Annotated in this window: 19 protein-coding genes; 1 reads left to right on the top strand and 18 read right to left on the bottom strand. The window is 70.8% G+C overall.

What is annotated here, in order from left to right; all coding sequences use genetic code 11:
* Positions 1-12: 12 nt before the first annotated feature.
* The 15 genes from JOD54_RS12845 to edd form a co-directional block, all read right to left on the bottom strand.
* Entirely contained in the window at positions 13-990 is a 978-nt protein-coding gene (locus JOD54_RS12845; RefSeq protein ID WP_204450755.1) for a substrate-binding domain-containing protein, read from the bottom strand.
* Between the two features lie 408 nt (positions 991-1398).
* Positions 1399-3870, bottom strand: a complete 2472-nt coding sequence (locus tag JOD54_RS12840; protein ID WP_239573364.1) for a hypothetical protein — start codon at positions 3868-3870, stop codon at positions 1399-1401.
* Positions 3867-5447, bottom strand: coding sequence for a phosphate ABC transporter substrate-binding protein PstS (gene pstS, locus JOD54_RS12835; protein ID WP_204450754.1), 1581 nt, complete (start codon positions 5445-5447; stop codon positions 3867-3869). The genes JOD54_RS12840 and pstS overlap by 4 nt, the downstream gene beginning before the upstream one ends.
* On the bottom strand, positions 5444-6709 hold the full coding sequence (pstA, locus tag JOD54_RS12830; RefSeq protein WP_204450753.1) for a phosphate ABC transporter permease PstA: 1266 nt from the start codon (positions 6707-6709) through the stop codon (positions 5444-5446). Before pstA ends, pstS begins: the two co-directional genes overlap by 4 nt.
* Positions 6709-7731 carry a phosphate ABC transporter permease subunit PstC gene (gene pstC / locus JOD54_RS12825; protein WP_204450752.1) on the bottom strand — a complete coding sequence of 341 codons (1023 nt, stop codon included), beginning with the start codon at positions 7729-7731 and terminating at the stop codon, positions 6709-6711. The genes pstA and pstC overlap by 1 nt, the downstream gene beginning before the upstream one ends.
* Positions 7732-7888: 157 nt before the next feature.
* Entirely contained in the window at positions 7889-8242 is a 354-nt protein-coding gene (locus JOD54_RS12820; RefSeq protein ID WP_204450751.1) for a hypothetical protein, read from the bottom strand.
* Between the two features lie 251 nt (positions 8243-8493).
* Positions 8494-9699, bottom strand: a complete 1206-nt coding sequence (locus JOD54_RS12815; protein ID WP_307859979.1) for a Gfo/Idh/MocA family protein — start codon at positions 9697-9699, stop codon at positions 8494-8496.
* 13 nt (positions 9700-9712) lie between these two features.
* Positions 9713-10189: a helix-turn-helix domain-containing protein gene (locus JOD54_RS12810; protein ID WP_204450750.1), complete on the bottom strand. Its 477-nt coding sequence runs from the start codon at positions 10187-10189 to the stop codon at positions 9713-9715.
* Between the two features lie 342 nt (positions 10190-10531).
* Positions 10532-10804: a DUF202 domain-containing protein gene (locus tag JOD54_RS12805; protein ID WP_204450749.1), complete on the bottom strand. Its 273-nt coding sequence runs from the start codon at positions 10802-10804 to the stop codon at positions 10532-10534.
* The gene (locus JOD54_RS12800) at positions 10801-11145 is read right to left on the bottom strand and encodes a YidH family protein (protein ID WP_204450748.1); all 345 of its coding nucleotides are present in this window, start codon (positions 11143-11145) and stop codon (positions 10801-10803) included. The genes JOD54_RS12805 and JOD54_RS12800 overlap by 4 nt, the downstream gene beginning before the upstream one ends.
* A 284-nt stretch (positions 11146-11429) precedes the next feature.
* Positions 11430-12356 (bottom strand): 1-phosphofructokinase family hexose kinase, encoded by a 927-nt coding sequence (locus tag JOD54_RS12795; protein ID WP_307859978.1) that lies wholly within the window; start codon positions 12354-12356, stop codon positions 11430-11432.
* Positions 12332-13186 carry a class II fructose-bisphosphate aldolase gene (locus JOD54_RS12790; RefSeq protein ID WP_204450747.1) on the bottom strand — a complete coding sequence of 285 codons (855 nt, stop codon included), beginning with the start codon at positions 13184-13186 and terminating at the stop codon, positions 12332-12334. The genes JOD54_RS12795 and JOD54_RS12790 overlap by 25 nt, the downstream gene beginning before the upstream one ends.
* 1 nt (position 13187) lies before the next feature.
* On the bottom strand, positions 13188-14039 hold the full coding sequence (locus tag JOD54_RS12785) for an SIS domain-containing protein (protein ID WP_204450746.1): 852 nt from the start codon (positions 14037-14039) through the stop codon (positions 13188-13190).
* A gap of 95 nt (positions 14040-14134) precedes the next feature.
* Entirely contained in the window at positions 14135-14731 is a 597-nt protein-coding gene (gene eda, locus JOD54_RS12780; RefSeq protein ID WP_204450745.1) for a bifunctional 4-hydroxy-2-oxoglutarate aldolase/2-dehydro-3-deoxy-phosphogluconate aldolase, read from the bottom strand.
* A 216-nt stretch (positions 14732-14947) separates the two neighbouring features.
* Positions 14948-16801 carry a phosphogluconate dehydratase gene (gene edd / locus JOD54_RS12775; protein ID WP_204450744.1) on the bottom strand — a complete coding sequence of 618 codons (1854 nt, stop codon included), beginning with the start codon at positions 16799-16801 and terminating at the stop codon, positions 14948-14950.
* A 251-nt stretch (positions 16802-17052) separates the two neighbouring features.
* Between edd and JOD54_RS12770 the strand changes: the two genes are divergently transcribed.
* A complete protein-coding gene (locus JOD54_RS12770; RefSeq protein ID WP_204450743.1) occupies positions 17053-17745 on the top strand; it encodes a FadR/GntR family transcriptional regulator in 693 nt (230 codons plus the stop codon).
* Between the two features lie 3 nt (positions 17746-17748).
* Here JOD54_RS12770 and JOD54_RS12765 read toward each other — a convergent pair whose 3' ends face one another.
* The 3 genes from JOD54_RS12765 to JOD54_RS12755 form a co-directional block, all read right to left on the bottom strand.
* Entirely contained in the window at positions 17749-18663 is a 915-nt protein-coding gene (locus tag JOD54_RS12765) for a hypothetical protein (RefSeq protein ID WP_204450742.1), read from the bottom strand.
* A gap of 1 nt (position 18664) precedes the next feature.
* Positions 18665-19192 (bottom strand): methylated-DNA--[protein]-cysteine S-methyltransferase, encoded by a 528-nt coding sequence (locus tag JOD54_RS12760; RefSeq protein WP_204450741.1) that lies wholly within the window; start codon positions 19190-19192, stop codon positions 18665-18667.
* A gap of 82 nt (positions 19193-19274) precedes the next feature.
* Positions 19275-19886, bottom strand: a complete 612-nt coding sequence (locus JOD54_RS12755; protein WP_204450740.1) for a hypothetical protein — start codon at positions 19884-19886, stop codon at positions 19275-19277.
* Positions 19887-19919: the final 33 nt, after the last annotated feature.

Here is a 19919-nt window from a genome sequence, read left to right as displayed (position 1 = left end):
AGAGGGGGAGGACTACTGGACCGGGACGCCGCAGTTGGGCGCGACACCGAAGCCGTAGCGGGTGATGACGTCGCCGCGGGTGCAGATCGCCGAGTTGGCGCCGACGAACACGGTGTTGTACGGGGCGACCTCGAGCTTGTTGGCCGGGATCACGTTGTAGACGTCGCGCTTGAACACCGAGGAGGTGTTCAGGTTGGTCGGCTGGATGTTGTCGACGGTGCCGAGAACAGCCTTGCCCTGGGCGGCCGGGGCGTTGCCGTAGACCTGCGAGTTGTAGACCGCGATCGAGTAGGGCAGCAGGTGGCGGGTGTCGGTCAGGTAGGTGCCGACGTGCTCCTGGATCGGCTCGTTGGCCGCGTCCTTGTCGTTGACGCAGGAGTACTGGCCGTTGGTGCCGAACAGGTTCGTCGAGTCGACGGTGCCGGTCGGCATGACCGAGCGGATGAAGAACGCGCGGGTGCCGGAACCGAACTGCGGGGCCAGCGGCTTGAACGCGGTGTTGGTGCAGGTGTAGATCGCGGTCAGCTGGGCCTTGGTCAGCTTCTTGGGCACCGCGCTGTCGCTGCGGACCGCGTAGGTCAGCGCGTCGATCGCGAACGGGATGAACTTCATGTCCGCGTTGGCGGCCGCCGAGTTCGAGGAGGAGCGCGCGAACTGGACGCAACCGTCACCGGTGGTCATGCTGTTCTTCAGGGCGGCCACGCCACCGCCGGAGTTCTCCGGGCGGTTGAAGGTGCAGGCGGGGATGCCGTCCTTCGTCGTGATCTGGGCGGTGCCGCGGGCGTCGTACGAACCGAGCACCTTGGTGCCGTTGATGGTGATGGCGTCGGCGAGGCCGTTCATCACCGTCTGGGTGGTGTCGGAGCCGGTACCGGCCAGCTCGCGGTAGGTCGGCGCACCGGTCGGGTCCGCCTGGGCGGTACCGGCGAACACGCCCGCCAGGGCGAGCGCGGCGGAGGCCACAACGATCAAACGCTGCTTCTTGCTCACTACCTGTATCCTTTTCTTCGCAGTGGTGCGCGGACTGGTTGTCCGAGCACGCCCCCGGTGGGCTGGTCCACGCCGTGACCACCGGGCCACGCATCTGTCCGTCCGGTCTGTGGCGGGGAGTGGCGACTCCCCCTCACAGGCCGGTCGGGCGCATCACCCCCTCGTCCGACCCGTCGCGCGGGCGTCCCAGCGGCTCGGACCCGCCGCCGGAAGTACCGCTCACCGGGTGTATCGCGGCGAAGTTGTCGGTCCCGGCACCGGTACATGACCGGACGGCGAACAGGGCGTTCGCAACAGACTGTCCTGTCTGGACAGTGACGGTCGGACTACACACCGCGCGGACAACGGGGCCTTCGGCAGCGCCGCCCCGGTGGGGCATACCTGCGGCGCCGTGCGTGCGGGCAGGGGTCATCGAATCCTCGCCCGCGTGCCGAGCCGGGTCAGCACGGGGCCCGCGGCGGTGGCGAGACCACCGGCGACGAGCAGTCCGGCCAGCAGGTAGCGCAACACCCATGCGACCGGGGTGGCCTGGGTCGTCTTGCTCTGGGCGACCGGGGTGCTCTGCACCGGAGCCGGGGTGGTGGCCGGGGCGGGCGCGGGGGCGGGCTGCGGAGCGGGCTCGGGCGCGGGGACCTCCGCCGGGGTCTCGTCCTCGGTGGCGCTGTCCTGCGGCTCGACCGGCTCGGCAACGACGGGGGGCTTGATGCCCGCGTCGCGCTCGATCACCTTCGCGTTGGCCTCGGTCTGCTCGCGCATCGACTGCGGCAGCGGGACGTACCCGGCCGGGAGCTTGCCGACGCCCTCGCCGCTGGCCTGGCCCAGGGTGCTGACGTAGCGCAGGAAACTCGCGTAGTCCTTGCCCGAGTCCTTGGTCAGCATCGACGGCGCGGTGGCCGCGTAGGTGAGCGCGGGCAGCGGGTAGGCGTTGGCGGCGGTCGCCTTGGGGTTGGTGACCTTCACCCCGGGGGTGTCGGTCGCGGTCATCTCGGCGACGCCCGCGAGGACCGTCTCGTCGGTGGGGGCGACGAACTGCCCGGCCGCGTTGCGCAGCTTGGCCGTGGTGAGGCCGTAGCGCTTGGCGGTCGCGGTGTCGACCACGGCCAGCATCGCGCGCTTGCCGACCACCGAGCGGCCGACCCTGGAGAAGGCGGGCTTGTTCTGGTCGAGCGGGTCGCGCTGGCCGTTGGGCTCGCGGCCGAGGCTGTCGCCGCGGTTGACCGCGCGGCCCGCCTCGTGCAGGTCGGTGGCCAGCGGCCGCCTGGTGCCCGCGCACAGCTCGGCGATCATGTTCAGGATCTTCTGCTGGATGCAGGTCAGGTCGGCCTTGGGGAAGTTCTGCGCGGGCATCGGCAGCCCGATGAAGTTCTTGTTGACCTTCATCCCGTACTGGTCGGGGGTGCCGCCCAGCCAGGCCTTCGCCTCGGCGTCGGCGAGGATCCACTCCCACAGCGACTCGGTCGCGTCCATGTCCACGGAGGACGCCAACGCGTCCACGGTGAGCATGCTCAGCGAGGCGTGGTCGCGGAACTCGGGGTTGAGCTGGAGGAACTCCTCGTCCTGGCTGAGCCGGGTCGGGTTGTCCTTGAGGTAGTCCGGCAGCCCGGGGACCGCGGCCGAGTAGGACTGGGTGAGCAGCTTGGCCACCAGCCGGGGGGTGAGCTTGAGCTCGTCGATCGGCTGGCCGTCCTTGACCCTGATGCTGTCCGGGGCGTCGATCTTCGGTTGGCGCTCCATGATGAACGCCACCGTGTAGGCCGAGACCGACACCGGCGCGTACACCAGCGCCCGGTCGTCGATCATCGATCCCTTGGCGGCGGGCTTGGCCAGGAAGACCATGCCGGGGTCCTCGCCGCCGAGCAGGTCGCGGGCCTGGCGGTCGGGCACCTGGACGAACCCGAACACCGGGCCGTTGTTGGCGCACAGCGCGGGCTGCCAGCGCTGCACCGCGTCGGCGACGAACTCGTTGCCGCTGAGCGCGCGCTCGGCCTTGCCCAGCGGGCAGGCGTCGCCGACGGGCTCGAAGTCGAGGCGGATCGGCGGCAGCCGCTTGTCCCAGTTGCTCTGGCTCAGCGGGGACGAGTCGAGGTAGCCGTGGATGTGCCCGCCCTGGTCGGTCGGCACGACGACGCTCTTGCCGTTGACCTCCTTGGTGCCGCGCGGCACCACGACCAGCCAGCAGTTGCGCGCCTTGCCCGCGTCGGCGCCGCTGGTGCGGACCCGGCCGCAGTCCAGGCCCGGCGCCTCCAGGGTGGTCTGGACCTCGAAGTCGAGGTCGCCCTTGCCGTCCTCGCGGGTGACCCCGACCTGCACCTCGTTGGTGGTGCTGGCGTCGAAGTACAGGCCGTAGCCCGGCTCGCTGGAGGTGGTTGGCGGGCCGGAGGCAGGCACCGGGACGAACGGCAGGTAGGTCGCCGCGCCGGGCTTCTCGGTCTGTATCGGCGTGGTCTCGAGCGGGTCGATGAGCCTGCCGTCGGGCGCGGGGTCCTCGCCGTTGGGCAGCTTGGCTGGCTTCACCGGCAGCGAGCGCGACCACAGCGCGTCGGAGTTGTAGGAGCCCTGCAGCGGCGTGCCGTACTGGCACTGCTCGCGCCGCGGTCCGGTCGCGTCGTCGCCCCAGCACTGCATGATCTGCAGGTAGTTGTAGCCGCGGCCGGAGTCGGTCGGGGCGGCACCCGACCAGCTCAGGTGGACGGTCTGGTTGATCAGCCCCCTGGTCTGGGCGACGGTGAACTGCGTGCTCGCGAACTCGCCAGCGCCGCGCACCGTCACCGCCGAGGTCTCGGGCACCGCCGCGGTGGCCGCGCTCGGTACCAGCAGCACCCCGCCGGTGGCCAGCAGCAGGACCACCAGCAGCAGGCCCCGCACCCGATCGTTGATCATGATCCCCCCTTGCCCCGCATCAGCCGGGCCACCAGCGGCGGACCCGCGACGAGCACGACCATCAGCACGGCGGCGACCACGACGAGCAACGTGCCGTCGTCCTGCGGCAGGTCCACCGAGACCGGGACGGCGGACAGGCCGCCCTCGGTGCTCTCCCCCTCGCCGGTGTCCCCCGTCGCGGCCCCGTCGCCCTCGGTGCCGGTCGCACCCGGGTCGGTCCCCGGGGTTTCCCCGGCGCCGGGGGCGGTCTCACCGGGCTTGGCGGCGCCGGTGGTCTTGGTGGTGGTGCCCTTCTTCGACGTCGCCTTGCCGGTGGCGTCGCACTGGACCGTCGAGCCCTTCTTGTCGCACTCCTGCGGGTGCGGCGCGGTCTGGGCGAGGGTGTTGGTGCCGTTGGTGGAGAAGGTCGGGTTGTTGCACTTGCTGATGTCGGTCGGCTTCTTTGTCGAGCCGGGGATCCGCTCCACCTGCTTGAGCCCGGCCTGCACCAGGTTGATCGGCAGCGGCGAGAACCCCAGCCGCTCGGCCTGCTGCTGGCCCTCGCACAGGAAGTAGTACGAGAAGTCCGAGAGCGTCTTGCCCTTGAGCTCGTTGAAGGTGCCCTTGATGGCGGTGGGCAGGATCATGTAGCTGTAGCTCGACATCGGGTAGGTGCGGTCGTCGGTCGAGTTGTAGACGCCCTGCAGCTTCTGGGTCAGGTCGTTGGGGTCGATCTCGGCCTTGAGCAACCCGACGGCGACGGCCTGGGCGGTCGGACCGATGTAGAAGCCGCTCTTGTTGAGCAGCTTGGCGACCGGGAACCCGGCGTTCTTGGCGTAGGAGTACTCGACGTAGGTGATGGCGCCGTCGCTCTGCGCCTGCCGCACGTAGTTGGCCACGCCGATCGAGCCGACCTGGCCGACGATCCCCTGGTAGGAGGGGAAGGCGGAGGTGAAACCGCACGGGGTCTGGACGCGGCCCGCCTTGTGGCAGAACTCGTCCCAGTCCGCGCCGTGCTGGTCGGCGAGGTAGCTGGTGAACTGCGCGGTCGAGCCGGAGCCGTCGCTGCGCACCACCGGCACGATCTGGCGGGCGGGCAGGGTCAGCGCCGGGTTGTCGGCCGCGATCGCCGCGTCGTTCCACATGGTGATCTTGCGGGTGAAGATCTTGGTGACCGTGTCGCCGGAGAGCCGCAGGTTGGTCACCCGCTTGCCCGCGATGTTGAGGTTGTACATCAGCGAGGTGCCACCGGCGACGATCGGCATGTAGGCGAACTTGCCGTCCGGCGGCGGCACGTCGCGGACCCCGGCGTCGGTCAGGCCGTAGGGGATCTCCGACACCGCGAAGTCCACCTGACCGGCCTTGAACTGGTTGCGGCCGTCGGTGGAGCCGGTGCCGGAGAAGTTGACCCGGATGCCGAACTGCTGGACGTTCTTGCGCCACTGGTCGAGCGCGTTGAAGCTCCAGGTCGACCCCGATCCGCTGATCGGCACGTAGCCCTGGGCGGCGGCGGTCGGGGCGAACCCGACCACGGCGGCGGCGAGCACGACGAGGGCGGCCAGCAGGCCGACCCCGCGCGCGCGTCCCTGGGGGGTCATGACTGAGCTCCTTGCTGCGGGTCGGGGAGGGGGGAACCGGAACCGGGGCGGTGGTTGGCCGCGGCGATGAACCGCTCGCGGTCGCGCACCGACGCCTTGGCCCTGCGGCGCTGCTGACCGGCCGACAGGGCGCCCGCCTCGCGCCCGCCGAGCACCCGGGCGAGGACGAACAGGATGAGCACCAGCAGGATCAGCACCGAGGCGGCGCCGAACGCGCGGGTCTGCATGGTCTCCTCGGACGAGGCCACCATCTGGTAGGTGGCCAGCGGCAGGGAGACCTGCGCGTCGACGAACGGGTTGGCGTTGAGGTACGGGGTGAAGCCCGCGGCGATGAGCACCGGCGAGGTCTCGCCGACACCGCGCGCGGTGGCCAGCAGGACGCTGGTGGTCAGACCGGAGCGCGCGGTCGGCAGCACCACGTGCCACACCGTGCGCAACTGGCCCGCGCCCAGGGCCAGCGAGGCCTCGCGCAGCGAACTGGGCACCAACCGCAGCACCACGTCGGCGGCGCGGATCATGATCGGCAGCATCATGATGCTGATCGCGCAGCCCGCGGCGAACCCGGAGCGCTGGAAGCCCAGCAGCAGGATCAGCGAGGCGTAGATGAACAGACCGGCCACGATCGAGGGCAGCGCGGTCATCGCCTCGACGACGGTGCGCACCAGCCGGGTGAACACGCCCCTGGTCTCGTTGAGGAACACCGCGGTGGCCAGTCCGAGCGGGACGGTGACCACCAGCGCGATGCTGATCTGCTCGAGCGTGCCGACGATGGCGTGCAGGATCCCGCCGAACTCCAGCGGGTCCAGGGTGCCCGCGTCGGCCATGTCCTCGGTGAAGAAGTTGAGGTGGGTCAGCGCGGGCCAGCCCTTGACCACGGGGTATGCGATGATCACGATCAGCGCCGCGACGGCCAGCACGGCGATGCTGTGCACCAGCGCGGAGACCAGCTTGTCGCGCACCGTCAGCGCGCTCTCCTCCAGCGACACCAGCAGCGCGTAGATCCCCAGGAACAGCGGGTAGGCGATGGCGACGAAGCCGACCACGCCGGAGAACGGGGCGATCTGGTCGAAGAGCACCCCGGTCAGCGCCACCGCGGCCACCAGCGCGCCGATCAGCGCGACGATGTCGGCGCGGCGGATGGAGCGGGTGTCGCGGCGGACCTCGGGCGCCAGGGGCGCGCGGTGGCGACCGGGGACGGGCTGCGGCACCCGCTGGGTCGGTTGCGGGTACGCGGGCACGGGCTGGGCTTCCACAGTGGACATCAGGCGTCACTCCCCTGGCCGGATCGACTGCGGGCGATCACCGCGGAGGCGGCGAAGTTGACCACCAGGGTGAGCGTGAACAGGGCCAGGCCCGCCGCCATCAGCGCGCCGAGGCCGAAGGGGCTCGCCGAGCCCCACTGCTGGGCGATCAGCGCGGACACCGAGTTGGCGCCGGAGCCGAGGATGTGCGGCTGGATGACGAAGACCGGCGAGATGATCATCGCGACGGCGATCGTCTCGCCGAGCGCCCGGCCGAGGCCGAGCATGGTGCCGCCGATCATGCCGGAGCGGCCGAAGGGCAGCACGACGCTGCGGATCATGCCCCAGCGGGTGGATCCCAGCGCGTAGGCGCCCTCGCGCTCGCCCTGCGGCGCCTGGGTGAACGACTCGCGCATCACCGAGCAGATGAACGGCATGATCATGAACCCGACGACGAGACCGGCCCAGAAGGTCGAGGTCATGTAGACCCCGTTGGGCGAGAGCGGGTTGTCCGGATCGGCCTCGGGCACCGACAGGAACGGGATCCAGCCGAACTGGATGGACAACCAGCGCGGGATGTCGGTGCCCTCCCACTGCAGCAGGGTCGACCCGAACAGGCCGTAGACCACGCTGGGCACCGCGGCCATCAGGTCGATCATGCTGGTGAGCGCCCGCTTGAGCCGCCGCGGCGCGTACTCGGAGATGTAGAGCGACATGCCCAGCGCCAGCGGGAAGGCGACCACCAGGGCGACCGAGGCGATCAGCAGCGTGCCCACCAGCACCGCGGCGATGCCGAAGTTCTTGGAGTCCGGCTGCCAGGTCTCGGTGGTGAAGAAGCCGAACCCGGCGACGGAGAAGGCGCTGAGCCCGCGGATGAGCAGGAAGACGCCGACGGTCACCATCAGCGCCAGCACGGTGAGCCCCGCGCCGCGCAGCACCGCCCGGAAGACCCGGTCCATCCCGCCCGGCGGGGACACCCGCCTGCGCGGCACGTCCGGTCGACCGGCGGCGACCGGGTCGGGCGCGCTCATCAACTGGGTCATCTGGGGTTGCTCCGGATCCACGGTTGCGTTACGCGCGCAAGCCAAGCCGGACCAGTTGACCGAGGCCGGATGCCGGTGTGAACAACGAACGAACGGGTTTGCTTTCCGCTGCAGGCATGGGCCGAATGGCTGCGCCTGGAATAGGCGGATGGAAGCATCAGAAATGCACCACTCGCGGGAGGTCCGCGACCGTGGAGTTGGCGACCAAGCCGAGAAAACTGCGGCACGCGTACTGGGCCTGCACCCGGCGGTGGTACTTGCGGCTGGACACCGCGAGATCGGTTCCCGCCAGGCGAACCCGCCACGACCACAACTGCGAAGGGGTCTCCCGCGCCGTTGTGGCGGACATCTCGGTGAGCCGGGTGCGCAGTTCCAGCAGTGCGCGGGAACAGGCGTCGGCGTCGACGAAGCGGTCAGCCGCCTGACCGAGGCTGCGGTTGTTGGCGGAGAGGAACCGCCACGTCACCGCGTCGTCGGCGGATCTGTAGATCTGGAAGCGGGCGATCGCCATCGGGTTTCTCCCATCAAACTGGTACACCCCGACGTGTAGTGCGAATCGTCTGGTTCACGGGTGTACGGGAGAAAAATCCAGCGCGACGGCCCGGTTGCGATCACGCTCACGCCGGACGACGGGCAACGAATTGTCACAACTCGGAAACCACGCGTAACGCTTTAGCCGCTATAGATCACGGTAGTTGGCGGAAAATCACCACCTCGGGCCCCGGTAAAGGCCGTAAACCGGAACGCTGCGTGCCGATCCGGTCACGGTCGCGGACCGCAGGCAACGTTTCCGCTTGGACCTGGGTCCGCATTTGCCTCGAAGTACCCGCTCAGCCCGTCGGCCAACCGGGGCACCTCGGCGAGCGCGCCCCCGGCACGCAGCGAATCCGTTGCGGCACAGGCGGTGGCCACGGCGTTGCGGGCGGCGACGGGCGAGGTGGCGGTTGGTCCACCGGCGTGGGCGAAGCGGACGAATTCGGCGACAATCGCCGGGTCCGCGCCGCCGTGGCCCGCTTCCCGGGCGTCGGATTCGACGATCGGGCGCACCAGGTCGCCCTCGGCGGCGTATCCGCGGTGGCGCCGGTTCCACACCCGCACGAGCGCCCCGGGACCGTCGCCGAAGTTCTCCACCCTGCCTTCTGTACCGATCACGGTGTAGTTCCGCCAGTAGTCCGGCGTGTAATGGCACTGCTGATAAGTGGCGAAGACGCCGTTGTCGAGCGCCATGGTGACCATGGACAGGTCTTCGACGTCCACCACCGGGTTGAGCCCGGTGTGCGCGGCGGGCGGCCAGGTGTCGTAGTCGAAGGCCGCCTTGTAGTCGGACTCCGTTCGCCTGTCGGCAATGTCGCCGTAGACGGTCAGCGCGCCCATGGCGGAGACGGTGCGCGAGTACCCGCCCGCCAGCCAGTGGATGACGTCGATGTCGTGGGCGCCCTTCTGCAGCAGCAGGCCGGTGCCCTTGGCGCGTTCGGCGTGCCAGTCCTTGAAGTAGTAGTCCCCGCCGTGCCCGACGAAGTGCCTGCACCAGATCGCCGTGACCCGCCCGACGGCCCCCTCGGCGATCAGATCGCGCATGGCGGTGACAACGGGCATGTGCCGCATGTTGTGGCCGACGTAGAGCCTGCTGCCGGTGCGCACGGCCGCAGCCAGGATCCGGTCGCAGTCCTCGACGGTGGTGGCCAGCGGCTTCTCCACGTACGCCGCCCGCCCGGACTCCAGCACGGCGACGGCGTGTTCGGCGTGCAGGTGGTCGGGGGAGAGCACGAACACGGCATCGAGCTCGTGCCGCAGCAGTTCCGCCGCGGTGGCGCAGGTGGCGGCCCCGTACCGCCTCGCGGCCTCGGACCGGCGCGCCGGTCGGGGGTCGCACACGGCGACCACCCGGCTTCCGCCGCCCGGCCGGTGGGCGTAGTCGATCAACGTCGACCGCAGTCCGAACCCGATGACCCCGATGCGCAGTTCCACGGGGCCCAGTCTGCTACTGGACCTGCTCCTGCTCGACCTTGCCGCCGGAGCGCAGCATCCTGACGAGCTCGACTGTGGACAGTCCACACAGGGCGGCCAGCGACTCGAGGGCGCCGATGTCGAGGTCGCGGGTGCTGGCCGCGTGTCTGGCGACCTCGGTGGCCGCCCACCGCCGGGCCGGGGCGAGCTCGGGCCGGGGGTCGGTGGCCAACTCGGTCAGGTCGACCTTCAGCGACGCCGGGTACTCCTCGTGGCTGACCTGGTCGTGCACCCGCTCCAGCAGGTCGTGCGGCGAGGCTTCCAGCGCGGTGCACAACTGGACGAACCGGACAACGGTGCAGGACCGGGTGCCGGTCTCGTAGGAGGCCAGCGCCTGCGCGGAGAGTTCGTTGGGCAGTCGTTGCACCAACTGGGCGCGCGTCCACCTGCGTCGCATGCGCAGCTGCTGCAACTCGCGACCGAGTGCGCGCTGGTAGGCGACACCGTCCATGCCGTTCCCCCGTCCCGTGTGGAGGCCCTGTCGGTGACAGCGCGCTGACCTGGGGTTTCCCCGATTGCTGTCACGTTACGCACATTTGGTTTCGGCGCACCCCGCGCGAGCGGACTGTGCCACCATCGAGTGAGCCCACACCGGGTGAACTACACCGTGCGTGCCCGCGCTGCGCCGTTCGACTACCGACCGGTAGGGCTGGACCGCCCGCCGGGCAGCGGCGGATACTGCCCCGAGCACCAGGCTCACGGATCCGCGTCGAGGCCCTCCGCCCCCCTCCTGCGGTGGGGCGGGTCCGAGCGAGTGCGAACCCGGGGCCGGTGGTGCCGCACCGGCCCCGGGTCACCTCAGCACGAGCGCGACCGCGGCCACCAAACCCGGGGTGACGGCCAGTACCCCCACCCACCAGGGCAGATCCTGGACCCCGCCGTAGCGGCGCGCTCCACACAGGACCATCGCCACCGCGCACAGCAAGGTCACCGCTCCCGCGGCCAGCCCCACCGCTCCCTCGGCTCCGTGCAGCAACAAGGCCCCGACCGCAGCACAGGCCAACGCGGTCCGCCCCCAGGCCAACCGCGTCCGCTCGGACTGCAGCCCCCGGTCCTGAGTGGTCACCGACCGACCACAACCAACACGAGCACCGCGACGGCCACTGCGGTGACCCCGACCGCCACAAGTGGCACCTGCGGCCCCGCGGGCAACGGCAGCCCCAGTCGCATGGCCCGCTGCGTGATCCGCCAGCGGTGATGACTAAGACCCGCCAAGACCGTGCCAAGGACGACCAAGCCGATGCCTATAGCCGATCGCAGCACCGGTAGGCCCATGTCGGGGAGGTACTGCCAGACAGCCACCCCACCGGCGACCAACGCGAGTGCGGTACGGACCCAGGCGAGGAAAGTGCGCTCGTTGGCGAGGGTGAACCGGTAGTCGGGCTCGTCTCCGGGAGCGTCGGACATGGAGGCCACCGCCTTTCGTGCGCATGCTAGTGGTGCGACCCAGAATGTTGGCCGTGTATCGGCCCGTCCACGGCGTGGCTGGCAAGGCGCCGGAACGGCCTCGTACTGGGCGTACTCGGTCGTTTCGGCAACGCCGCCAGGCGCGTCGTGGGCGGGTCGAGACATGGTCGACATTCTGGGTCGTGCCACTAGGGTGAGGGGCTCTCACCGGGCGCCAGCCAGCCAGTCCGTTCTGTCGTACCTCGTCTCTAGGCTGTGAATCGGGGGCGCTTGATCCAGTTGATCTAGAGCGCGGCGACGGTCACCTGGTCGAACAACTCCGCCAGCACGTCGTGGTCAACGCTGCCCGCCACCGGGGCCGCCACCGCCGCGCCCGCCCAGGTGACCGCCAGCCGGAGCCGGTCGGGCCACGGGAGGTCGCGGCGAAGACCGTCGGCCAGGGCGGCCACAGCGGCGTCTCCCGCGCCCGTGGGGTTGCCCACGACGGGATCGGGCAGGGTCGCGCGCCACTCACCCTCGGAGGTAACCGCGAGGAGACCGTCAGCGCCAAGAGACACGACCACTGCTCTTGCGCCAAGAGAATGAAGCGACCGCGCTCCAATAAGAGGATCGCCCTCCCCCACCGCCGCAGCCAGTTCCTCCGCGTTCGGCTTGACTATGGCCACGCCCGCCTCCGCAGCGGCGCGAAGAGGAGCCCCGCCTACATCAACGACAGTAGGAACCCCGTGCGAGGCGGCCAAGGTAACGAAGTCCGCGTAAGAGGACTCGGGAGCGTCAAGAGGCAAACTCCCAGAACAGACAAGGACCTCGGTGCGAGGCAGGTAGGAATCGACGAGGTCCTGAAGCCGTGACCAGTCGAATGCCGACAAGGGCCCGCCGGGCTCGTTGAACATCGTGGCCTCGTCCGCGAGGACCGCGATGGTCATGCGCGTGGCGGCGGCGACCGGGAGCAGGTCGTGCGGGAGACCCGCGTCCAAAAGATCGGCGCGCAGCGAATCGCCCAAGATGCCGCCGACCGGGCCTAGAGCGCGAGTTGAGATGCCTTGGTCGTGCAGAACCCGGCTGACGTTGAAGCCCTTGCCGCCCGCGCGTTCGAAGACCGCGCCGATGCGGTGGGTCTGGCCGGGGCGCAGCCGGTCGACGCTGTAGCTGACGTCGAGCGCGGGGTTGGCGGTGACGGTGAGGATCATGCCGGTGTCCCGATCTTCCACGCCGGGATCGCGCGCAGCACGCCCAGCAGCCTGGCCACCTCGACGGCGACCGCGGCGCGGGCCGGTCCGAGGTACTTCCTGGTGTCCACGAGGGACGCGTCGACCAACCCGGCCCGCACCGCCGCGGTGAACACGGCGTTGAGGTGGGTGGCGATGTTGACCTTGGTGATGCCCGCGCGCACGGCGGCGGCGAGCGAGTCGTCCGGGACGCCAGAGGACCCGTGCAGCACCAGCGGGACCGGGACCGCGGCGCGGATGGCGGCGATCAGGTCGAGGTCCAGGCGCGCGTCCCTGGTCAGCATGGCGTGCGAGGTCCCGACCGCGACGGCCAGCGCGTCGACCCCGGTCGCCGCGACGAAGTCGGCCGCCTCGCCGGGGTCCGTGCGCGCGCCGGGGGCGTGGACGCCGTCCTTGCCGCCGATCTCCCCCAGTTCAGCCTCCACCAGGACGCCCGCGTCGTGGCAGCGGCGGACCACGGCCGCGGTCCGCTCCACGTTCGAGTCGTACGGCAGCGCGGACGCGTCGAACATGATCGAGCCGACGCCCAGGCGGAGGCCCTCGTCGACCAACTCGGCGGTCTCGATGTGGTCCAGGTGGACGGCCACCGGAACGGCCGCCCTGCGCGCCACAGCGAGCGTCGCGGCGGTGATCGGTTCGAGGTCGCCGTGGTAGCGGACGCAGTTCTCGCTGATCTGCAGCACCACCGCGGCTCCGGCTGCCTCGGCACCCGCGACGGCGGCTTGGGCGTGCTCGATCTGGATCACGTTGAACGCGCCGACGCCGTGCCCGGCGGCTGCGTCGAGGATGGCGGCGGTGGGGACCAGGGGCATGTCAGGCGCCGAGGATGACGGAACGGGTGAGGTTGCGCGGCTGGTCCGGGTCGAGCCCGCGCCGCAGCGCTGCCGCGACGGCGACGCGTTGAGCGAGCACTAAGTGCGCCATGGGGTCGAGTGTGCCGCTGTCGAGGTACTGCGCGCCGGTGCTTTCCACATCTTTTCGCAGCCCGTGGGGCGCTTGGCCTAAGACCCACGTGACGCGCCCGGGTTGAGCGATGCTGATCGGGCCGTGCCGGTACTCCATGGCGGGGTAAGACTCGGTCCACAGGCCAGCCGCTTCGCGCAGCTTAAGAGCGGCCTCGTGAGCCAGCCCGACCGTCCACCCCTGACCGAGGAAGGTGAACTGCTCAGCGGAAGCGAGGTCGCCCAGGTCTTGGTCCAAGACAGTGCGCGCATCGGCGATCGCTTGAGTGAGATCTTCGCCTAGAGAGGTCCGCAGGTAGGCCAGAGCCGTAGTGGCGAACTGGGTCTGCACTACGGAACGTTCGTCTGCGTAGGCGAGCAGCACAGTCTCAGTAGCGTGCTGGGTCGCCGGTGACCCAGCCACGCCTGTGATCACAGTGGTCGGTACCGCTGCTCGCGCTAAGAGGTCGATCACCTCGGTCGTGGTGCCGGAACGCGTGATGGCGACAACCCGGTCATAGCCGCGGTCGACAAGAGCCTCGGACGCGGGGAACGCGTCGGTCCATTGGCCGGTGGCCTGACGCAACGCCGCGTAGGCCATAGCGATGAACCAGGACGTGCCGCAGCCGACGACCGCGACCCGCTCCCCCGGCGCGATCGGCTGGCCGACCGCCCGTTCCCAACACGCGGGCTGGCCCGCGATCTCCGCGGTGACGAACGACATGGACCAACCTCCTGCTCACACCTGCGCGCTAACAGCATCCATGATGCAGCTGTGCGCAAGAGTAGCAGTCGGCCCACCAAGTGGTCTCTACCAATTTAGAGGCTGGCGGCCGCCAGCGCGAGCCGCTCGACGCCCGCCAGGTCGGTCGGGTCGGCGGTGAGCCAGCTGCCGCCGACGCAGCCGACGTTGGGCAGCGCGAGGTAGCCGGGGGCGGTGGCGGCGCTGATGCCGCCGGTCGGGCAGAAGCGCAGGCCGGGCAGCGGACCCGCGATCGACTTGAGGAACCCGATGCCTCCGGAGGCCTCGGCGGGGAAGAACTTCAGCTCCGTGTAGCCCGCCTCGGCCAGCCGCATGGCCTCGGAGACGGTCGCGGCGCCGGGGAGGACGGGCAGGCCGGTGTCCGCGGCGGCGGACAGGACGCGGTCGGTGGTGCCGGGGGTGACGAGGAACTGAGCACCCGCGGCCTGGGCGGCTACGGCGTGTTCCGGGGCGGTCACCGTTCCCGCGCCCACGACGGCGTCCGGCACCTCCGCCGCGATCCGCTTGATCGACTCCAGCGCGGCCGGGGTGCGCAGGGTGACCTCGATGATCCGCACCCCGCCCCGCACCAGTGCCAGCGCGAGCGGCACGGCGTCCGCCGCGTCGTCGAGGACGACGACCGGCACCACCGGCGACAGGTCAAGCAAGCTCATGTCGAACTCCACATCCGTTCCGGCCCACCGAAGTTATCCACAACCCCTGTGACCATCCACAGCCGACAAGTGCCCGCTTTGACCCGCCTGGATCGGTCGTACCTTTGCTGTGCGCGGACAAATGGCGGAACGAACGGTAGTGGTCCCGCCCCACGGCGCGCGGTGGGGCGCAGCCGCGGGCAGGACCGGAAAGGGGACAACCAGGAACGAGACAACCTACGAAGCGGGCACCAGGTCGGGGAAGGCCGGGCCGAAAACGCTCGCACCGTGGTCGGCGGGGCCCACCGACCTGCGGAGCGCGGCGAAGAGGTCACGGCCGGTGCCGGTCCACTCGGAGTCCAGCGGTGGCGCGTCAACCGGGAGGCGCGCGGCCAGGACATCGGCGTCGACCAGCACGTCGACCCGTCCCGCTTCGGCATCCAGGCGGACCAGATCGCCGTCGTGGATGAGCGCGATGGGGCCGCCCGCGGCGGCCTCGGGGGTGCAGTGGATGGCGGCCGGGATCTTGCCGGAGGCGCCTGACATCCGGCCGTCGGTGACCAGGGCGACGCGGTACCCCCGACTCATCACCGCGCTCAGCGACGGGGTGAGGCCGTGCAGCTCCGGCATGCCGTTCGCCCGCGGCCCCTGCTGGCGCAGCACGATCACCACATCGCGGTCCAGTTCGCCTGCGCGGAACGCCTCGACGACGGCCTCCTGGGTGGTGAACACCCTGGCGGGCGCCTCGACGACGCGGTGTTCCGCAGCCACGGCCGACACCTTGACCACCGCGCGGCCGAGGTTGCCCGTGAGCATCCGCAGCCCACCATCGGGGGCGAACGGGTCGGCGAACGGCCTGAGCACGTCCAGGTCACCGGACTGGCTCAGGCCGTCCCGCCAGCGCAGGACGCCGTTGTCGAGCACCGGCTCCTGCCGGTACCGGTCCAATCCCGGTCCGGCCACAGTGGACACATCGGCGTGCAGCAGGCCCGCGTCGAGCAGCTCGGAGATGAGCAGCTGGACGCCGCCTGCGGCGACGAAGTGGTTGATGTCGGCTGTGCCGTTGGGGTAGACCCTGGTCAGCAGCGGCACCGCGGCCGACAGGTCGGAGAAGTCGTCCCAGGTGAGCTGGATGCCCGCAGCGGCGGCGATGGCGACCAGGTGCAGCGTGTGGTTGGTCGACCCGCCGGTGGCCAGCAGCGCGATCACGCCGTTGACCACCGACTTCTCGTCGACGACCTGGGCGATCGGGGTGTACTGGTCACCCTGGGCGGTGATCTCCACGACCCGGCGGGCGGCCGCCTCGGTGACCGCGCGGCGCAGTGGGGTGCCCGGGGGGATGAAGCTCGCCCCCGGCAGGTGCAGGCCCATGACCTCGACGACGAGCTGGTTGGAGTTCGCGGTGCCGTAGAAGGTGCAGGTGCCCGGCGAGTGGTAGGAGGCCGACTCGGCGGCGAGCAGGTCGTCGCGGGAGGCCTTGCCCTCGGCGAAGGCCTGGCGGACCCTGGCCTTCTCGGCGTTGGGCAGACCGGAGGCCATCGGGCCCGCTGGCACCAGGATCGTGGGCAGGTGGCCGAAGGCCAGCGCGCCGATCAGCAGGCCGGGGACGATCTTGTCGCAGACGCCGAGCAGCAGGGCGCCGTCGAACATGTCGTGGGCCAGGGCGACGCCGGTCGCCATGGCGATGACCTCGCGGCTGAACAGCGACAGCTCCATGCCCGGCCTGCCCTGGGTGATGCCGTCGCACATGGCGGGCACGCCGCCCGCGAACTGGGCGACCCCGCCCGCCTGGCGGGTGGCGTCCTTGATCCAGGCGGGGAACTCGAGGAACGGCTGGTGCGCCGAGAGCATGTCGTTGTAGGCGGACACGATGGCCACGCCGGGGACGCTGGCGCCCTTGACGGCCAAGCGGTCCGGGCCCGCGCAGGCGGCGAAGCCGTGCGCGAGGTTGCTGCAGCCGAGACCGGCGCGCATCGGCCGCGGGGTCGCCGCGGCGGCCATGCGGCTGAGGTAGGCGGAGCGGGTCGCGGCGCTGCGGGTGGCGATCCTGGCGGTCACCTCGGCCACGACCGGGTTCAACGGCACGCTCATGGTCACTCTCTCCGGCATCGTCGATGATCTTCCCCAGGGCGAACGACGACACTGGCGCGCACCGTGGTTCCGACGCTACAGACCGGCCGGAGCGGGTGTCAAAATCGATTCAGCACCGGCCACCCGCCGGTCACGCCCCGGCCAACCGGGGGCCACCGGCGGTGGGCCTGCCACCGCCCGGCGACCGTGGGGCGGGCGCACCGCCGATCGTGAGAGGGTGTCGCAGTCGAGGGAAGGGGTTGCCGGAGTTGGTGTCCAACGAACGGGTCGGCCGGTCGCTGCTGCGCGAGGAGGTCAGCGAGCGCATCAAGCGCTACATCCTCGACAACCGCCTGCGCCCGGGTGCCCCGCTGCCCACGGAGAACGAGCTGTGCGCGGCGCTGGGCGCCTCCCGCTCCAGCGTCCGCGAGGCGATCAAGACCCTGGACGCGCTCGACATCGTCGAGGTCCGGCACGGGCACGGCACCTACGTCGGCGAGCTCAGCCTGTCCGCCCTGGTGGAGGGGCTGACCTTCCGCGGGCTGCTGAGCCCGGACGACGAGTTCGCGGTGCTCTCGGAGCTGGTCGAGGTCCGGGAGCTGTTCGAGCGGGGCAACGCCGAGCGCATCCTGGACGCGTTGGACGGCGAGCACCTCGCGTGCCTCGACGAGCTCGTGGACCGGATGGACCGGGGCGAGGACACCGTGGGCGCCGATCGGGCGTTCCACGCACTGCTGGTGCACCCGCTGGGCAACGAACTGGTGCGCCAGTTCACCGACGCCTTCTGGGACGTCTACACCACCCTCGCGCCGCACCTCGGGCTGCCGACCGACGAGCACGACACCGTCGCGCTGCACCGGGGGATCGTCGACGCGGCGCGCGCGGAAGACCTGCCTGGTTTCACCAAGGCGGTGGCGGCGCACTACGCGCCGATCCGGCACCGGATCGCGGCGGCGCGGGGCTAGTCGCTAGTCCCAGTCCCAGCCGATGCGGTAGATCCCCGGCGGCGGGTCGGTCGCGGCGTACTGGGCGGTGCGGGTCGTGCCGAGTCGGACGTCGACCTCCGCGGAGCCGGTCTCGCTCACGGAGGACTGGAAGCGGCGGTACACGCGGACGGGCAATGCTTCCGCGTGGAACTGGACCTGCACCCCGAACACCCGGGTCGAGGCGCCGAGCCGCTGCGAGTGGTAGACCTCGGGTGAGCCCGGCGTGATCGTGTACCGCAGGGTGACCAGCTCACCGGCCGCCAGGCCGCGGTCGAGCAGCAACTCGAAGGTGGAGAACCCGGTTTCCCGGTCGCCGCGGCGGCGTCCCGGTCGGCAGCCCATGGTCTCGGTGATCTCGGGCGGTCCGAGGTCGCTGCGGTAGGCGACGGTGTAGCGGTCGACGCCCTCGTGTTCGGCGCGCAGGACGACGAGGTGTTCGATGCGGCGCAGCACCCGGTCGGGTCCGACGTCGCCGGTGATCTGCAAGGCCACCTTGGACAAGCGGTCGACGGCGGACAACGTCGTGCCGAGGCTGTCGAGGGTGCGCAGGAGACCGTCGGGTCGGGCCCAGGCCTGGTCGGCCCGCATGTCGTTCGGCGCCCTGGTCAACCACCGGCCCCGGGGGCGCGGCGGGCCGAGCAACGCCGACAGCGCGGCCTCCGGCAGACCGAGGACGTCCTCCAGGACTGCCAAGGCGCGCAACGACTCCGGGCGCTCGGGACGGGTGCGGCCGCTCTGCCAGTTGCTCAACGCGGTCTTGCTGATCGGGACGTCGCGCTCGCGCAGCCGGTACTGCACCCGGTCCAGGCTGAGCCCGCTGGCCCGCAACGCCAAGCGCAAAGCGAGGCTGAACGGCCCCGTCGCCAGGGCCTCCCGCAGTCGGGCTTGGTCGGTCATCTCAGTCGAAGAGGGACGGTTGACCGCCGGGGGCGGCGCCCTCGATGCCCAGGATGCGCAGCTTGGTCACCGCGCCGTCGCCCGCCGAGAAACCGCCGACCCTGCCGTTCGCGCCCAGCACCCGGTGGCAGGGGACGACGATCGGGTACGGGTTCCTGCCCAGGGCTTGGCCGACCGCTTGGGCCGAACCGGGGAGGCCGAGGCGGGTGGCGACCTCGCCGTAGGTGAGGGTCTCGCCCGGCGGGATCGCGCGGGCGATCGCGTAGACCCGGCCGTCGAACTCGGGGATGCCCTCGGGGTCGACGGCGATGTCGGTGAGGTCGTCGTGGTCGCCGCGCAGCAGGGCGGTCATCCGGGTGATCGCGGCGGTCACGGCGGCGGGTGGTTCGGCGGCGCTGCCGTAGCGGCCAAGGCGGGCGACGGTCGCGGCCTCGGTGCGCTCGGGGAGTTGGACCGCGGTGATCCCGTTGTCGCCCCAGGCGACGCCGCAGCGGCCGATCGCCGTGTCGAACAGTGCGTACCCGCCCAAACCGAACGCCTCCGTCCACCTCCGGGGACGCCGAAATCCCCGCGACCAGCAAGTGTGCCGGACGCGGGGACCTCGGAACAGCTCAGGTGTGCAGCAGTTGGTTGAAGAACGACCGGTAGCGGCGCAGCGCCTGGCGCAGGTCTTCGGTCTGCGCGTCCTCGCCGTGCTGCCACTGCTCCTCGAGGCCGCGCTTGTGCTCGGTGAAGGTCGCCGCCAGCACCTGCATCACCTCGGCCACCAGGTGGTCGGCACCGCGCACGGCGTCGCGCGGGTCGTCGACGAAGGTGCCCTGGATCGCCTGCCACTGCTCGCGGAAGCGCTCGACCTCCGCCTCGGTGAACAGCTGCGCGGCGGGCTCCTCGGCGTCGGTCGCGACCGGGACACCGGACTCGCGGACGACCTGCTGCTCCGGGATCGCCTCGGTCGGCGCGTTCTCGGTGTAGTCGGGGTCGGCGCCTCTGGGCTCCTGGTCCGCGGGTTCCTGGTCCACCGGCTGCCGGTCCACGTCGCGGTCCTGGTCGAACGGCTCGTCGGCGGCGGGCGCGGTGTCCTGGTCGGTCCGGGCGGTGCCGCTGTCGTGGTAGCCCGAGTCGTGGGTGGTGTCGTGGTAGGGCGAGTTGGTGGCGGGGTCGTTGTCGGGGGCGACGAGCAGGTCCTCGGTCTGCAGCCTGCGGTCGTCTTGCGGCTTGGTCACGACTGGGCCTTCCGTGGGGACTGGGGGTTGGCT

The sequence above is a fragment of the Actinokineospora baliensis genome (assembly GCF_016907695.1).
In the GTDB taxonomy this organism is placed as follows: Bacteria; Actinomycetota; Actinomycetes; order Mycobacteriales; family Pseudonocardiaceae; genus Actinokineospora; species Actinokineospora baliensis.
Note: the sequence above shows the minus strand (reverse complement) of the source record. Positions and strands in the feature narration are given on the sequence as shown.

What these genes read in the sequence shown, in the direction of transcription:
- JOD54_RS12840 (WP_239573364.1), bottom strand. Translation starts at nt 3,870, where the DNA reads ATGATCAACGATCGGGTGCGGGGCCTGCTGCTGGTGGTCCTGCTGCTG.
- pstS (WP_204450754.1), bottom strand. Translation starts at nt 5,447, where the DNA reads ATGACCCCCCAGGGACGCGCGCGCGGGGTCGGCCTGCTGGCCGCCCTC.
- pstA (WP_204450753.1), bottom strand. Translation starts at nt 6,709, where the DNA reads ATGTCCACTGTGGAAGCCCAGCCCGTGCCCGCGTACCCGCAACCGACC.
- pstC (WP_204450752.1), bottom strand. Translation starts at nt 7,731, where the DNA reads ATGACCCAGTTGATGAGCGCGCCCGACCCGGTCGCCGCCGGTCGACCG.
- JOD54_RS12820 (WP_204450751.1), bottom strand. Translation starts at nt 8,242, where the DNA reads ATGGCGATCGCCCGCTTCCAGATCTACAGATCCGCCGACGACGCGGTG.
- JOD54_RS12810 (WP_204450750.1), bottom strand. Translation starts at nt 10,189, where the DNA reads ATGGACGGTGTCGCCTACCAGCGCGCACTCGGTCGCGAGTTGCAGCAG.
- JOD54_RS12800 (WP_204450748.1), bottom strand. Translation starts at nt 11,145, where the DNA reads ATGTCCGACGCTCCCGGAGACGAGCCCGACTACCGGTTCACCCTCGCC.
- JOD54_RS12790 (WP_204450747.1), bottom strand. Translation starts at nt 13,186, where the DNA reads ATGCCCCTGGTCCCCACCGCCGCCATCCTCGACGCAGCCGCCGGGCAC.
- JOD54_RS12785 (WP_204450746.1), bottom strand. Translation starts at nt 14,039, where the DNA reads ATGTCGTTCGTCACCGCGGAGATCGCGGGCCAGCCCGCGTGTTGGGAA.
- eda (WP_204450745.1), bottom strand. Translation starts at nt 14,731, where the DNA reads ATGAGCTTGCTTGACCTGTCGCCGGTGGTGCCGGTCGTCGTCCTCGAC.
- edd (WP_204450744.1), bottom strand. Translation starts at nt 16,801, where the DNA reads ATGAGCGTGCCGTTGAACCCGGTCGTGGCCGAGGTGACCGCCAGGATC.
- JOD54_RS12765 (WP_204450742.1), bottom strand. Translation starts at nt 18,663, where the DNA reads ATGACCGACCAAGCCCGACTGCGGGAGGCCCTGGCGACGGGGCCGTTC.